Consider the following 13,528-nt stretch of genomic DNA (forward strand, 5'->3'; position numbering starts at 1 on the left):
ATTTTGAACACATCAATGGAAAATATGCGAAATCATTTGTACAATTCTAGGAAGCAATTGTTTTCAAATAGGCAGTGGGAGAATACCCTGTCTGCTTTTTGAAAAATTTGGAAAAGTAGTACTGATCTTCAAATCCTATACGTTGGGCCACTTCTTTCATCAATAAGTTCTCATAGTACATTAGCCTTTTGGCCTCAGAAATCTGTAAACCAAAAATTACGGTCAAAGCTGTCTTTCCCGTATATGACTTGGAAAGCTCATTGAGACGTACGGTTGTTGTACCAAGTTTTTGTGCCAATTCCTTTAGGGAAACGAATTCTCCAAAATCATTTCGGACCAGTTCAAGAAATCTCAAAAAAAGGGCATCTGGTTTCCAGATTTCATATCCATTGACAATCCGGGCTCGATTGATTTCAACCAGTAGCAGCGAAACATACGAATGGATTGAAATGAGATATTGATAGGGCTGAACAAAAAATTCCTTGAAAATCATTTCCAATATTCCAGAAATCTGTTCTGGACTTGGAATGGCAATCAATTCATTCTCATCAAAATGGCAGAACAGACCGTTTTGAAAAACAAGCTCAATGTCATGGTCTGTCTTACAGAAAAAATCAAGCGTGAAATCCAGCATGAAACCCATTGCTTTGTTCTGCTCCAAAATGCCAAAATATTGCCCTGAGGTAATGGTCAACAACTCACTTTTGGACAATCGGAGCTTCTTGTCATCTACCCGCAACAACAAATCTCCAGAGGTGCACCATAAGAGTATATACTTCTTCTCCCTTTTTGGGGCATAAGGTTGGATATGTTCAAGTCTATCAATGGAAATCATTGCCCAGTGTTTTTTCCTGTTTTGTTTTTTTGTCAAAAAAGGTGTTTATCGTTTTCACCTAGTTTCCTGAATCAGCGACAAAATGTTTCCCGCAGGGTCTTTGAACCAAGCAATACTTGGCCCAGAGTTTTCGCCAGAGCTCCAACAAATACCTCTTTCATCCGTCTCCATAGGTGCTTGGTATTGCTCGAAAGTAATCCCCTTGGCAGCTAGGCTATCCACTTCACTTCCAATATCATTGACCTCAAAATTGAGTACCGTAAATGTTGCTGGTTCATGGTTTTCTTTGGGGTAAATGATGAATCTATTGCTTCCACCCGCTTTGATTTCCAAAATTCCCATTTCGTTTTCAACGACTTCCAAACCTAGCGTTTCTCCATAGAATTTTTTGGAAGATTCCAAGTCGTTGGTTGAATAGGAATTGAACGTGTAACTTTCTTTTAGCATCGGCTCCTACCTTATTTGACTATCCATTATATCTGTGAAACTCTGTAATCGTAAGATAATATCCATCAAGGTCACGCAAAGAAAATTCTTTTTTCGTTGAGCTTGGGTTAACATGGATTTCTTCATCAACGGGATGCTTTATCCGCTCAACATTTTTTCGTACCTCTTCCATGCTTTCCGTCCGGAAATACAAGATGAGTCCATTTCCAGGCTTGATATTCGGATTTACCATAGTGGGATGCTCGTGAGCTCCCCACTTATGTAGGCAAAGCATGATTTTGTCGTTCCTGTCTACCAATACAGCAAACACATCCCCTCCATGTTTTCTGCTATATCCAAAGACAGCCTCATACCACTTGGCGCTGGCTTCCACATTTTTCACGGCTATGATCGGGTCAATTTCGGTCATCTGGTTTTTAAGTTAATTACATTCCAATTGGCTGGATAATACTGTTTCTATTGCCTTCTGTGTCAAAGAAGGCGACATACAACCCAAAATTTGGAATGTTATGGGGTTCACCCAAAACCTCACCGCCATATTGATTTATGGCCTTCATGGATTCCTCAATATCGCCCACACCTATTACTACCGATGGATATTGTCCTGGTCTATTTGGGTCAATGGGAAAGAATCCTCCGTTTATGGTGCCAGCTGGTGTACCCGGTTTGGCATCGGTCTTTGCTGTGGTGGCCAAAATATAGCCGCCAAATTCCTTTCCTAAAGGGCTCAATTCCCATCCAAAAACGGTCTTGTAAAATTCTGATGTTCTTTCCCCATTTTTATAGGGAAACTCGAAGTGTACTACAGGGTTCATTGTTCATTTTTTTTGGTTGTCCTCTCCATGGTAGCAAATCAAAGTTTGATGACGTAGGATTGCATTTCCTTCAAAACAGTGCTCGTTGTATTAGTGAATTTGTAAACATCACAAAAGGCATAGGTATTGTCTCCCATACGCATTTCACCATTGGCCGCCGCATCCCTTCCATGGGTAATTATACTGTGCAATGTCATTTCTTCGGCTGTATATTGTTTCATCGCATGTACCTCCTTGGCAAAAGCGTCCTTGCCTTCAATTTTCTTATCGCCATAAATGGTCCAAACCATATCGTCGCTGGCATGTTCCACAATGAAATCAGCATTACCTTTGGCAAAGGCAACATTCAAATCTTTTAAGAATTCTTTTCTTGGTGAATTACCACAATCGGCATGTAAATTTATTTTGGTCATATTCTCAAATATTTTTTAAACTGATTTCTTTCAAAGGATTTCCACCATCAATAAATATTCTTCCATTCTTTGAAAGCGCTTTCTTTATTTTTTTCAATGCTTTTTCTTCTATTTCTGGATGTCGTCCATCCAAGGCCCCCACTCGAATCCCAACGGCAATATCGAATGGTATTTCTCCATTACCTAATTGAAAATCTTCAATGGCAACCTGACGAAATTCCAACTTTCCTGAAGCCATTTGTTGTTGCGAATTAAGTATTGCTTTTTCAATCGCCTTCTCGGAACGGTCAATAGCAAGAATATATCCGTTACCTATTCTTTCTGAAACAACCCTCGCCAAAGCCCCAGGACCACATCCAATTTCAAGTATCCTTACCCCAGGAAATAAGGGCAAAGCCTCAATAATATCAAGTAGCCTTCCTGAGAGTTGGTTTTTCATCAATTTGATTCTACATAGCTTTTAAAATTATCCAAAATGGCCTGCCAGCCCTGTTGCTGTTGCTCCAGGGTATTCGTGTCTTCCACTTCAAAAGTTTCTACTATAGAAACGGCATTGCCCATTTTCTTGAAATCGATGCTGACCTTTCTTTCATCACCTAGGGCATATTCAATTGTTGTTTTGGGTTCAATCTGGGTATAGGTTCCTTCATAATCGAAGCCCATGCTACCATCCCTAGCTTCCATTCGAAAGCGGAACGACTTGCCAACTTCTAGGTTGTTTTCCGCCTGTGGACAGTGCCATTCCGGAATGGCAAAATTCCAGTTGACGATGTGCTCCGCTTTGGTCCAAAACTCCCAGATTTTATCAATACTACCTTTAACTTTTGTTTCTACCGTGATTTTTTTCATAATCTTTATGTTTTTTGTGTCCCTATTGCCCATGTGTTTCCCATATAATCTTGGAACATTCCCCTTTTGTCAGGGTCATCGTCCTTAACTTTAGGAGCTTCAATGCCTGGACAACCCGCTTTCAAGGCCTTCTCATAAACCTGGTCAACATCTGGGACATATACATGAAGCAAAAGATTATTTGCAGAATAATCTTCGGTTGTGCCACTCAGCATGATAATAGAGTCCATAATTTTGACTTCGGCATGGTTGATTTGTCCATCGCCTTTTTTAAAGAATCGAGTCAATTCTCCATCAAAAACTGTTTTCAGAAAATCGATGAACTTTTGTGGGTTATCAACAATAAAATATGGGGAGACACAATTGTATCCGTCTGGTTTAAAGTTTGTTTTCATAAGCTTATTTTAATCGAATTAATTCTCCTTTGCGCTTGTATATGTTTTTATAATCCCACTGGATTTCACGAGCTTTTTCCAGCCATCTTTGAAGAGCTTTTCCATCTATTTGAACAGCATCGGTATAAAAGATGGAGGCATCTTTATACTTTTTACCCAAGACATTCAGGCCTTCTTCTTCAAAACTTGCTCCGCTCCAAAACATGAGCCGTATCCCTGGTTTCTGTTTACTGTAGCCCACAATGGGATTTTCATCCAAGAACCAAACCGGATGCCGGTGCCAAATTTTGGCATTTGCTTCAGGTAAGTTCTTAAATATGATTTGTTCCAGTTTCTCGCATATCAATTGGTCACCAGCCGTCTGTGCTTCATGGTATGTTATGATTTCCTGTACCATTCAATTATTTCTAGAAACCAGGGTTAAAATTTACCATCCACATCACCCCGAACTTATCGGTAAAACAACCAAAATAATCTCCCCAAAACTGGTCTTCCATGGGCATTTCAATGTCGCCACCTGCAGATAGTCCATTGAACAACCGATCCGCTTCTTCCCTGGATGTAGGGTGAAGGGAAATATAACTATTGTTCCCTAGGTTCAGCTTATGTCCCACAGAGGGCAGAATGTCCGAAGCCATGAGGATTGTGTCGTTGCCTATGGGCAGAGAGATATGCATGGTTCTGTTTTTTTCTGCTTCCGGTAACTTGTCTGTATCTGGGGCATCACCCATTTTCATATGCGAAGTGAATTCTCCACCTAAAATGGATCTGTAAAAAAGGAATGCTTCCTCAGTATTGCCGTCAAAATTGAGATAGGGATTTACTTTCATTTGTTCGTGTTTATTGGTTTTTGATTGTTGTTTTAATATACTCTTGCCACCCATTTTGGGGGGTCAAGTCCTTCTTTTCTCAATATAGCATTCAGTTGAGCGGAATGGTGCTGAACGTGCCGGAGGTTATACAACAGGATTTCAATAAGGGAATAATCCATTTTGCCAACCTCGACATCTTCAACAAAACGCGGATTCCCGTTTTCCTCAAGACCCGTAATCACACTGTGACATTTCTTCTTGCTCAATTTGAGGTAGTCCAAAAGTTGTTCTTGGGGGTAATGCTCATTGGGCAGCACATCATCCAAGGCCTCCTCGGGCATGTTTTCCTGTTCTACAATGGTAAACGGCAGTTGCGGTTCAAAATCTGTTGGGGGAAGGGTCAGGTAATAGTCCAGAAAAACGGCTACGTGATAGGCCGTATAAAAAAATCGCTTGTTGTTCCAATACAGGGTTTCAGGACAGGCTTCGATTGCATTTAACAGCATGTCGATACTTGCTCCAAACTGTTGCCATAGGCTATTTTTTAATTCTGCCAGCATTATTTTCAGTACTTGTTAAATAAGGCGAATACTTGCACCTTGCCCAGCCGTAACCATATGGCTAGCCAAAGTACAATACCAAACAGTACAGGGAACAAGGTTTCAAAAGCCGAATCCCCATGAATGATATGGGTAGCTACGGCACCACCGAGCCAGCCCGTGAGAATAACAGCGCCAAAGCCTGAGGTCTGGGGGATGATATATAGTACCGTGCTTATTGATAGGATTAAACCAAGATACACCACCGAGCTTTCCGGGTAACCCAAGGACGTGGCGCCTGCCACAGCCTGCTCGGTCTGTAATAGGTTCATTACAGCCCCCATTAAGAACATAATCGAAATAAGCCCTTGTAAGATATACGATATCCAAAGGCGTGCTTTCGAGGTCGGTTTGTTGTCTTCCATTTCTAATAGAATTTTATGGGTTAATATTGTGATATATAAAGGTTTTCAAAAGTGACCATAAGTATCGTAAAAGCTAACCGATTTTATGATTTTGGCATTTTATCGGTATCCATATGCAGCATATTCCAGCAATGTCCATCGGGGTCGGCAAAACTGAACAGGTACATCCAACCATCTACAAGTTGCGGATCTTCATAAATGCTGCCTCCTGCTTTCTTGACTTTATCCGCAAATCCATCCACTTCCTCTTTACTCTCGGCGTCGATATTGATAAGCATTTCATTGCTTTTTTCGGTATCCGTGACGTCCTTATTAAGCCATTGACCCATTTGCTCCTTCGGAAACAGCATCAGTACAAAATCATGTTCCCCAATAATAAAACTACCTAAATGTTCTGCATTTTTGTGCATTGGGTTTTCGCGAAAACCGATGTTCCTAAAAAACTGTTTGGACTTTTGAAGGTCGTTTACAGGTAGGTTCAGCCAGATTGTTTTCATTTTCTATTGGTTTGTTGTTCAAAGGGTTGTTATAAAGATACTGGACTAAAACGGGAATCCGACATTATGATTCCGTCAATTTGGCGGGTTGATTGCGGCATTCATTTCAACTATATTTAAGCATCAAAAAAACCGGTGATGAAGCACATATCCATTTTGATTCCGAAGGGCCATGTCAGTGTGGTCAATATTGCGGGAACCCATCAAATGTTGACTTGGGTGAACGAGTTCCGTAAAGAAACAGGTAGGGACCCACTGTTTCAAATCCAGTTGGTAGGACTGGACATGGAGGCGGATAAAAATGGAGGGCTTTTTGCAACGAGACCGGAAATTAGTATTCAGAATGTCAAAAAGACCGACCTTATCATCATACCCGCCATTCATGATGATTTTGAAACGGTTGTTAAAAGAAACAAAGACTTCATGCCTTGGATTGTCGGTCACTACAAAGAGGGAGCAGAAATCGTTAGCCTATGTGTATCGTCATTCTTTTTGGCCGCTACGGGATTGCTGGATGGAAAACCCTGTTCCACCCATTGGCAGTTTGCCAATGTTTTTAAAGAACACTTTCCCAAGGCCATACTGACAGATGAGCGGATTGTAACCGACTCGGATGGAATCTATACCAGTGGGGGTGCCTATGCCTTTACAAATTTGGTCATTTACCTTATTGAAAAGTATGCTGATAGGGAAACAGCAGTGATGGCGGCCAAAGGTTTTATGATTGATATTGAACGAGGCAGTCAGTCTCCTTTTATGGTGTTCTCCGGCCAAAAGAACCATAAGGACGACATGGTGCTCAAAGCACAGGAATACATCGAGCAGAACTACAAGGATAAGATTTCGGTCAATGACCTTTGTGAAAACATGGCATTGAGCCGAAGGACTTTTGAGCGTCGTTTCAAAAGCGCCACTTCCAATACGGTGCTCGAGTATTTACAGCGTGTCAAGATAGAGGCTGCCAAAAAGGAATTGGAAAAAGGCAGAAAAACAGTCAATGAAGTGATGTATGAAGTAGGATATAATGATGCCAAAGCATTTAGGGATGTGTTCCGGAAAATTACCTCCATGTCTCCCAGACAATATCAAGTAAAGTATATGCCAGCTATTTAAAATCCAATCCATGAAAACAAAACAGCTCATATCAAATGGTAAAAAAATCATTTGGGAAATGGTTCCTGTAATTCTTGGTATTTGGATAGCGCTCTGGGTGAGCAATTGGAATGAGAATAAGCGGGACAGGCAATTTTTGGAACGGATCATGCAATCCGTACAAAGTGAGAACAAAGTCAATCTTGAAGAAATTAGTGTAATACGGCCAAGGCAAGAAAAGCTAATGGAAAACGTGGAAAATCATTTGAATGACAATGGTACGACAATCTTACAGATTTTATCGAAATCGGGAGGATTCAAGATTCCAGCAATAAAAAATGCCTCGTGGAAAGCGCTGACGGGGTCAAAAATTGAATTGATGGATTACAAAACCCTAAAAATACTTTCCGATATTGAGGAAGGTCAAAAAGCCTTTGAAAGTAAAATAGATTACGCCACTTCTTTTTTATATCAAAACCTTAACGCTACCGGAGAGGATGAGAAAACAATTTTCAAAGTGCTCCTTAACGACATCATCGATTCCGAAAACCAATTGGAAAAACTGTTCAGGGAACTGGAAGGGATCGATTCGCAGCAGACCGGAAATTAACCTCGCCAAAAAGGTTGCTTTAGCTTATGATTATTTGATTCCCAACCCCCCAATTACTTCAAATTCCTGTACTTTTTGTGGGCTTCCTTCGAGTATGGGTATTGCTTTTCCAATCAACTCCTTCACCCCAGAAATATTCAAAGAATTGTCATGAGCCTGTTTGTTATCCCAAATCTCCGTTACCCATACATCGTCCGGATTCGTATGGTCCATGCTTATCGCATATAATCGACAACCCTTTGCCGATTCCATCAATTCAGAGGCTTCAAGTAGTATTTTGGCAAGCTCTTTCCCTTTTCCCTCCTTGGCCGTCAACTTTCCATGTAGGCCATAGGATGTATTGTTTTCCAAATTGGTAAAACTCACTCGTGGTGAGCACTGTATGAAGAGTGCTGCACACAGGATTATGTAAAAGACATTTTTCATATAGATCTAATTACGTTTGGTACGCATTGCTTTCACTTTCTTTATGGATTCATCTCCTAAAAAATCGTTGTACTCCTTGGTTTCTGCACCGTAGATGGCTATTTTGCCTTCTTCATTAGCATGTACTCCCCAGCCGAATTTTTTGGTCAATGGTGAAGCTCGAAAACAAGGACGCCCCTTTGAGAAATAATGCTCCCTTTGTTCTTCCAACTCGTGTTCATCAAAATTTTGCCTTGTGGCAAAAACACCAAATAGCACATCATCTGAAGTATATTTGTAGGGATTCTCATAGAGCATTTCGAACTGTAGGTTCGCAATCGATTTCCTTTCTCCCTTAAGAGGGGGGATTTCCGCTTTAGCCGTCGGGCTGTCAGGAGCTATTTCTATAAAAGTGTTATAATAGTTTATGGAATGCATCTATATGGTTTTTGACAAAAATAAATAGATCTTGTGTCAACCCTTTGTCACAGGTAAATTGAAATGTTTGTCCCTTTGTATCCTTTCATGGTCTTCCAACGTCATTTTATGGGGAGAAAAATGCTCGTTTTTCAATGTCATTTTTTGAATTCTATCCATCCTGAAATTCCTGAACTCCTCACGCAATCGACACCAGGCAATCACCATCCAGTTTTCCTCCATGTTGTGGTAGATGGCAAAAGGCTCGATATCCCTTGTACTGATTTTCTTTTCTCCCTCTTTTTTATATTGAATTTGGACAATCCGAAAATTGGTAAGTGCCTTTTGAATTTCGGATAAAAAATCACTTGTTATTTTATCCTGCCAGTTTTTTCCAATGATGGTCCTATGGGCAAGAAAATTCGCTTTCTCTTTTTCCCTTTTATTTAATACGGACCTTATTTTATCAATGGCTCTGTTGAATTCTCGAATCAAGGATTCATCCTTGGTCTTGTCAATCAACTTTTTGCCAAAAATCAAGGCGTTGGCCTCGGATTCGGTAAACATTACCGGTGGAATAACATAACCTTCCACTAAGGTGTAGCCTTCTCCTTCCAGGGAGACTATGGGCACTCCTGCCTGTTCCAAAGCGATTAAGTCCCTGTATATGGTTCTTTTGCTTACTCCATACAAACTTGCCAACTGTTTGACCTTTACCACTGACTTTGATTTCAGTTGAAGTAGAATTGAAGTCAATCTTGACAGTCTGGATATGTTACTTGAATAAGGCAATTGGGCTATTTCTTTCTGCTACTGTATTTATCATGAAGGCCTTCCCCGTTTAATATCTTTCCGGTGCATTTTTCAATTCTTGATTCCCGGGTCTTGGACTGCTTGGGTTGGGAGAAGTAAAGGATATAGCCCCGTTGCCTTCCCGGGGTGAGCGATTCAAATGCAGACTTTAGGACAGGGTCTTCTTTAAACTTCCGTTCCAGTTCTTCAGGCATGGGCTCGGGATTCTTTTTGAATTGGACCTTTAGGCCCGCTCTTTCTACTTCGATGGCTTCATAAATGTACCTTTTCAACGTTGGTTCAAGTTCAGGAATTTCATCCGCGCTGGTAAACTTGATCAAGCGTGCGGCCTGACTATTTGGCCCTGGTCTTTCAAGAAGGTTATCCTCATCTTTTAGCAACACACCTTTAAAAAACCCAATGGCACAGTAGTTCTTAAGTGCACTTACGGTCAAAACAATACCATCATTAATGGTATAGCATGGCACCCCCCATTTTAGTTCTTCCCTTAGCCCGCAGTCCAAGACAATCGTTCGTAATTTTTCGAGTTCAGCAGTCCACGCATGGACTTTGCAGTCAGGAGTTCCGCCTAACTCGCAACGCATACATCCCTGTTCTAAATAATTATCGACTTTTGGATTCATGAGTTAGCTATTTGTTCTTGATATAAGTTTTCGACTTTCTGGTCTGAAGTACCAGGAAACCACTGTGAGAATCAGGAGTAGTGACGCCCCAAAATATTCCATCAATCCATCATTTACCGCCAGATGGGAAAAGATAGCTCCGGACATGAGAAAGGCAAAACCAGCATAAGCCCATTCTTTGGCAATTGGGAGTTTGGGTATCAACACTGCAATAACACCTAATAATTTCCATGCTGCTATGATGGTGAGGAAATAAAGAGGATAGCCTAATTGGGTCATTTTTTCTACTTCTTCGTCCAATGGAATCAATTGAACGATTCCAGTGGAGACCATTCCCAAGGAGAGCCAGACAGTAGCTACCCAATAAATTATTTTATTCCTTTTTTTCATGTCAAATAGTTTTAGTTGGAAAACAGCTCCTCCAGTTTGTTGTGCGCCATATTGAGACCGAAAGCAAACGGAAGTTTTAGCAGGTTGTCCCTATCGGAAACGGATTTAAAGACAATAAGGATATCAAGCTTGCTATTGTTTTCATTGATGTCCTGGAATTCGAGAAACTCCAATTGTACAGGAAACGTTGTGTTTTCCATTTCAAAGGTGCGCGTAATTTTTTGGTTGGACTCAAATTCATGGATGGTCCCGTTAAAACCGTGCTTGTTGCCCTTTGGGTCTGTAGTTTCAAAATGATAGCTACCGTGTCTTTTGCATTCCAGCTTTATCACCTTTGTTCCCATCCATTGTTCAATGATTTCAGGAACTACATAGGCCTTAAAAAGCGATTCTAACGGCAACCCGAACACTCTTGAAATCCGTATTTCCTGTTTGCCTTCGTCGGCTACTACTTTGGTCTTTTGTTCCATACTATAAGTTATTTGGTTGGTTTTTCATAATGGCCTCAAGCGTATTGAAACGTTCATCCCACATTTTGCGATAAGGTTCGATGAATTCTGCAATAACCTTCAACTTTTCAGGATTTAGATGATAGTATATCTCCCTACCAGTCTGTTCCTGTTTCAGTATCTCACATTCGGTCAGTATTTGAATGTGCCTTGAAACGGTCTGCCTTGAAAAATTAAATTCTTCAGCTATAGCCCCTGGGGTCATTGCTTGTAAGGCAACAAGTGATATGATTGTTCTTCTGGTTGGGTCTGCTATGGCCTGGAATACATCCCGTCTTAACTTCATTGTGCAGCTATTTGACTGCAAATATATAAAATGCAGTTATATGGCTGCATATTTTTTTGTTTCGTTACTTCATATTGCTTTGAAAAGGAATTTGGTGCTCAGCCAAGTACGTTAATCTTTTACGGTAAGTTTTTACCGTTGTGACGGACCGGTTAAGATGTTTTTTCTCAAAGACCGTTTTCAGGTATTGAACGGGATGCCCTATTACACCAAAACTAATTCTGCTTTTAAGTTACAAACGATCTACTATTACGCTACCCAACGGAGATAGTTCATAACCAACCATATGACTGATTGTCAAGCCCATGTCCTTTAGTTTTCGAATATTCCGTTTGAGCCATTCTTTTTCAAAACCGGTTATATCCGATATTCCTTGGGCGTGAAAATTTGGGTTATCCCTGATAGTAAAAAGTATTTGTTTTGTCCATTTTCCCTGTCTGCTAAATTTGTCCAACCGCTTTAGCCTACTTAAGATTTCGGAAGTCTCTTGCTCTGTCAATTCGGTCTGTTCTCTGAGTTTAATCCGGGGGTCTATCGTATGATAAATGATGTTGATTTTATAAATATCTCCTTTTGCATTCTTGTAGAACGAGTTTAGGAGTTCTAGCCTGCTCTGAAAACCTGAATTTTTCAAATCTTCATTGGAAATTGAACTTTCTTCTACTTTGGTAATATCAAGAACCTTCACTAAACCAATAGCGGTTTTTAAAATAGTACCTTTTCTTATCCTTAACTTTTCCCATTTTCGAAAAGCCAAATGTATGGTTCCCTTTTTTATGCCTTCAAGATGTTCCTTTTTAAACAGCATCTTGGATTTTCTTTAAAAACTTTCAGAAACTATTATTGACCTAAATTTAGTTTTAATTGCAAAAAAACTATTGAACCACCCAATCATCCTTGTAATCTACTTCGTAGGAACCAAATCTCCTTTTTAGCTCGTCTTCAAAGGGTTTGACTTTGGCCAGACCTTCAAGCTCATAATCATTGGGCGTGCCGTCATCATTGAAATAATAGTCACGAGTCGGTTCCGTTGCAAAAACCCAAACCAAACCAAATTTGTCCTTATATTCTCCTCGGACTGATTTGACCAAATGGCCCCTTATCATAAAATGCTTTTCATATTCCGGAATTAATTTGTTTACAAAAAATTCCTGAAACTCATCCATGGTCACTCCGTCATTGAGTTCAACATTAATGACGTGTAATCCAATCAAATTGTCCCTTTGCAAGGATTGTCCAAAAGCCCCAAAGGTGCTTGCAAGTAAAAAAAAAGTGATAATCTGCTTCATATCAGTTTATTTAATGTTTCGTGAGTTACTAAAATTATTAAGATGACTTCCTTTGTGTAATAAAAACATGTCATTTAAAAATCAATTCTGCTTCAATCAATAAATGTGGGTATGAAGCGATTATGATTACTACCCGCCTTTCTCCAATGACTCAATCAACGCTTTGTTGAGCACCAGATAGTTATTCCTGTTTCCATGTTCCTCGGCCAGGTTCGTTGAAATATTTGCTGCTTCCATTGCTTCTTTGTTTCTACCCATCTCTTTGAGAATCCTGGCCTTGTAGTGATAGTACCAATAAGGCTTCAACCCCTTTGCTTCTCCGGTTCGAATAGCTCCATTGATCATTTCCAATGCTTTCTCATAATTGGCTTCATACTCATAGTAAAACTGAGCAGCATGCCAATAATGAGGTTTGGTGGAACTTAGATTTACATCCAATTGCTGTCGAAGCGTAGATTTCACATCAGCTGTTATGGGAATGGTAATCTGCCAATTCTCCCAACTCAATTGCAAATCGATACCCTCTGGCTTTACATTTGCAAACTGACAAGTGAAAGTCTCAACGTAATCAGAGCTATTTGCTATGGGAACTTCCACCCGACAAACGTCTTTTTTGATATCATATCCGTCAGATCCCCAATTTTCCAATCCTTTGTTGATGATGACGGTCCATGTACGTGTGTCAGGAATTGTGTATAATACGTACTCCCCCAATTCAACGGTATTGCCCAAGATTTCCACAGTACTATTAAATTTTATCTTGGTCGGCGCGTTGGCCCCCGTCCTCCATACAGAACCGTTTGGCTCAACATGCCCGATCATTTTACGACCTTTTGCTCCGGGGCGAGAGTAGGTTAGCTCAATACTGGATAGTCCGAAGTCTTGAACAATGGTCTGCTTCGGACTGGGGTTGGGCAAGTCTACTTCCTGAGAAAAGCCTTTGTGGGAAACAAGGAAAATAATCGTCAATCCGAGACATTTTAATCTTAGATAAATTAAACTCATACTTCAATCTTTTTGGTTTTACTTTTCTTTTTATCAAAAGATGTTTGCATCTGCTTCTAAAT

25 protein-coding genes are annotated in these 13,528 nt (G+C 40.3%); 2 read left to right on the forward strand and 23 right to left on the reverse strand.

Translation table 11 applies throughout. From position 1 onward, the window contains the following. Positions 1 to 46: 46 nt before the first annotated feature. The 13 genes from CLV81_RS13000 to CLV81_RS13060 form a co-directional block, all read right to left on the reverse strand. Positions 47 to 835: a helix-turn-helix domain-containing protein gene (locus CLV81_RS13000; protein ID WP_106145539.1), complete on the reverse strand. Its 789-nt coding sequence runs from the start codon at positions 833 to 835 to the stop codon at positions 47 to 49. Positions 836 to 889: 54 nt separating this feature from the next. Then, the gene (locus CLV81_RS13005; RefSeq protein ID WP_106145540.1) at positions 890 to 1,282 is read right to left on the reverse strand and encodes a VOC family protein; all 393 of its coding nucleotides are present in this window, start codon (positions 1,280 to 1,282) and stop codon (positions 890 to 892) included. Between the two features lie 19 nt (positions 1,283 to 1,301). Next, complete coding sequence (locus CLV81_RS13010) at positions 1,302 to 1,691, reverse strand: VOC family protein (protein ID WP_106145541.1); 390 nt, start codon at positions 1,689 to 1,691, stop codon at positions 1,302 to 1,304. Between the two features lie 16 nt (positions 1,692 to 1,707). Continuing rightward, a complete protein-coding gene (locus CLV81_RS13015; RefSeq protein ID WP_106145542.1) occupies positions 1,708 to 2,097 on the reverse strand; it encodes a VOC family protein in 390 nt (129 codons plus the stop codon). Between the two features lie 38 nt (positions 2,098 to 2,135). Beyond that, positions 2,136 to 2,510: a nuclear transport factor 2 family protein gene (locus CLV81_RS13020; RefSeq protein ID WP_106145543.1), complete on the reverse strand. Its 375-nt coding sequence runs from the start codon at positions 2,508 to 2,510 to the stop codon at positions 2,136 to 2,138. A 4-nt stretch (positions 2,511 to 2,514) separates the two neighbouring features. Beyond that, entirely contained in the window at positions 2,515 to 2,949 is a 435-nt protein-coding gene (locus tag CLV81_RS13025) for a class I SAM-dependent methyltransferase (RefSeq protein WP_106145544.1), read from the reverse strand. Next, positions 2,949 to 3,359 carry an SRPBCC family protein gene (locus tag CLV81_RS13030; RefSeq protein ID WP_106147540.1) on the reverse strand — a complete coding sequence of 137 codons (411 nt, stop codon included), beginning with the start codon at positions 3,357 to 3,359 and terminating at the stop codon, positions 2,949 to 2,951. Before CLV81_RS13030 ends, CLV81_RS13025 begins: the two co-directional genes overlap by 1 nt. Positions 3,360 to 3,364: 5 nt before the next feature. Continuing rightward, positions 3,365 to 3,754, reverse strand: coding sequence for a VOC family protein (locus CLV81_RS13035; protein WP_106145545.1), 390 nt, complete (start codon positions 3,752 to 3,754; stop codon positions 3,365 to 3,367). Positions 3,755 to 3,758: 4 nt separating this feature from the next. Then, positions 3,759 to 4,151 (reverse strand): DUF1801 domain-containing protein, encoded by a 393-nt coding sequence (locus CLV81_RS13040; RefSeq protein ID WP_106145546.1) that lies wholly within the window; start codon positions 4,149 to 4,151, stop codon positions 3,759 to 3,761. 10 nt (positions 4,152 to 4,161) lie between these two features. Further along, positions 4,162 to 4,584: a VOC family protein gene (locus tag CLV81_RS13045; protein WP_106147542.1), complete on the reverse strand. Its 423-nt coding sequence runs from the start codon at positions 4,582 to 4,584 to the stop codon at positions 4,162 to 4,164. A gap of 32 nt (positions 4,585 to 4,616) precedes the next feature. Continuing rightward, entirely contained in the window at positions 4,617 to 5,126 is a 510-nt protein-coding gene (locus tag CLV81_RS13050) for a DinB family protein (RefSeq protein ID WP_106145547.1), read from the reverse strand. 5 nt (positions 5,127 to 5,131) lie between these two features. Then, positions 5,132 to 5,530, reverse strand: coding sequence for a DoxX family protein (locus CLV81_RS13055; protein WP_106145548.1), 399 nt, complete (start codon positions 5,528 to 5,530; stop codon positions 5,132 to 5,134). Between the two features lie 83 nt (positions 5,531 to 5,613). Beyond that, positions 5,614 to 6,027 (reverse strand): VOC family protein, encoded by a 414-nt coding sequence (locus tag CLV81_RS13060; protein ID WP_106145549.1) that lies wholly within the window; start codon positions 6,025 to 6,027, stop codon positions 5,614 to 5,616. 138 nt (positions 6,028 to 6,165) lie between these two features. On the opposite strand from CLV81_RS13060, the gene CLV81_RS13065 reads away from it, so the two are divergent. Both CLV81_RS13065 and CLV81_RS13070 read left to right on the forward strand, forming a co-directional pair. Next, on the forward strand, positions 6,166 to 7,140 hold the full coding sequence (locus CLV81_RS13065; RefSeq protein ID WP_106145550.1) for a GlxA family transcriptional regulator: 975 nt from the start codon (positions 6,166 to 6,168) through the stop codon (positions 7,138 to 7,140). Positions 7,141 to 7,150: 10 nt separating this feature from the next. Next, a complete protein-coding gene (locus tag CLV81_RS13070; protein ID WP_106145551.1) occupies positions 7,151 to 7,729 on the forward strand; it encodes a hypothetical protein in 579 nt (192 codons plus the stop codon). A 30-nt stretch (positions 7,730 to 7,759) separates the two neighbouring features. On the opposite strand, the gene CLV81_RS13075 is transcribed toward CLV81_RS13070, so the two are convergent. The 10 genes from CLV81_RS13075 to CLV81_RS13120 form a co-directional block, all read right to left on the reverse strand. After that, on the reverse strand, positions 7,760 to 8,155 hold the full coding sequence (locus CLV81_RS13075) for a putative quinol monooxygenase (RefSeq protein ID WP_106145552.1): 396 nt from the start codon (positions 8,153 to 8,155) through the stop codon (positions 7,760 to 7,762). 6 nt (positions 8,156 to 8,161) lie between these two features. Next, positions 8,162 to 8,572: a DUF6157 family protein gene (locus CLV81_RS13080; RefSeq protein WP_245912014.1), complete on the reverse strand. Its 411-nt coding sequence runs from the start codon at positions 8,570 to 8,572 to the stop codon at positions 8,162 to 8,164. A gap of 36 nt (positions 8,573 to 8,608) precedes the next feature. Continuing rightward, the gene (locus tag CLV81_RS13085; protein WP_245912015.1) at positions 8,609 to 9,307 is read right to left on the reverse strand and encodes a helix-turn-helix transcriptional regulator; all 699 of its coding nucleotides are present in this window, start codon (positions 9,305 to 9,307) and stop codon (positions 8,609 to 8,611) included. Positions 9,308 to 9,348: 41 nt separating this feature from the next. After that, a complete protein-coding gene (locus CLV81_RS13090) occupies positions 9,349 to 9,987 on the reverse strand; it encodes a YdeI/OmpD-associated family protein (RefSeq protein ID WP_106145554.1) in 639 nt (212 codons plus the stop codon). 3 nt (positions 9,988 to 9,990) lie between these two features. Beyond that, positions 9,991 to 10,377: a DoxX family protein gene (locus CLV81_RS13095; RefSeq protein ID WP_106145555.1), complete on the reverse strand. Its 387-nt coding sequence runs from the start codon at positions 10,375 to 10,377 to the stop codon at positions 9,991 to 9,993. A gap of 11 nt (positions 10,378 to 10,388) precedes the next feature. Continuing rightward, entirely contained in the window at positions 10,389 to 10,847 is a 459-nt protein-coding gene (locus tag CLV81_RS13100) for an SRPBCC family protein (RefSeq protein ID WP_106145556.1), read from the reverse strand. Position 10,848: 1 nt separating this feature from the next. Further along, entirely contained in the window at positions 10,849 to 11,172 is a 324-nt protein-coding gene (locus CLV81_RS13105) for an ArsR/SmtB family transcription factor (protein WP_106145557.1), read from the reverse strand. A 232-nt stretch (positions 11,173 to 11,404) separates the two neighbouring features. Continuing rightward, complete coding sequence (locus tag CLV81_RS13110; protein WP_106145558.1) at positions 11,405 to 11,980, reverse strand: hypothetical protein; 576 nt, start codon at positions 11,978 to 11,980, stop codon at positions 11,405 to 11,407. Between the two features lie 67 nt (positions 11,981 to 12,047). Next, positions 12,048 to 12,461 carry a hypothetical protein gene (locus CLV81_RS13115; protein WP_106145559.1) on the reverse strand — a complete coding sequence of 138 codons (414 nt, stop codon included), beginning with the start codon at positions 12,459 to 12,461 and terminating at the stop codon, positions 12,048 to 12,050. A 129-nt stretch (positions 12,462 to 12,590) separates the two neighbouring features. Next, positions 12,591 to 13,466 (reverse strand): DUF2911 domain-containing protein, encoded by an 876-nt coding sequence (locus CLV81_RS13120; protein ID WP_106145560.1) that lies wholly within the window; start codon positions 13,464 to 13,466, stop codon positions 12,591 to 12,593. Positions 13,467 to 13,528 lie beyond the last annotated feature (62 nt).

Origin of the sequence: Flagellimonas meridianipacifica, from assembly GCF_003001695.1 — a bacterium.
In the GTDB taxonomy this organism is placed as follows: domain Bacteria; phylum Bacteroidota; class Bacteroidia; order Flavobacteriales; family Flavobacteriaceae; genus Flagellimonas; species Flagellimonas meridianipacifica.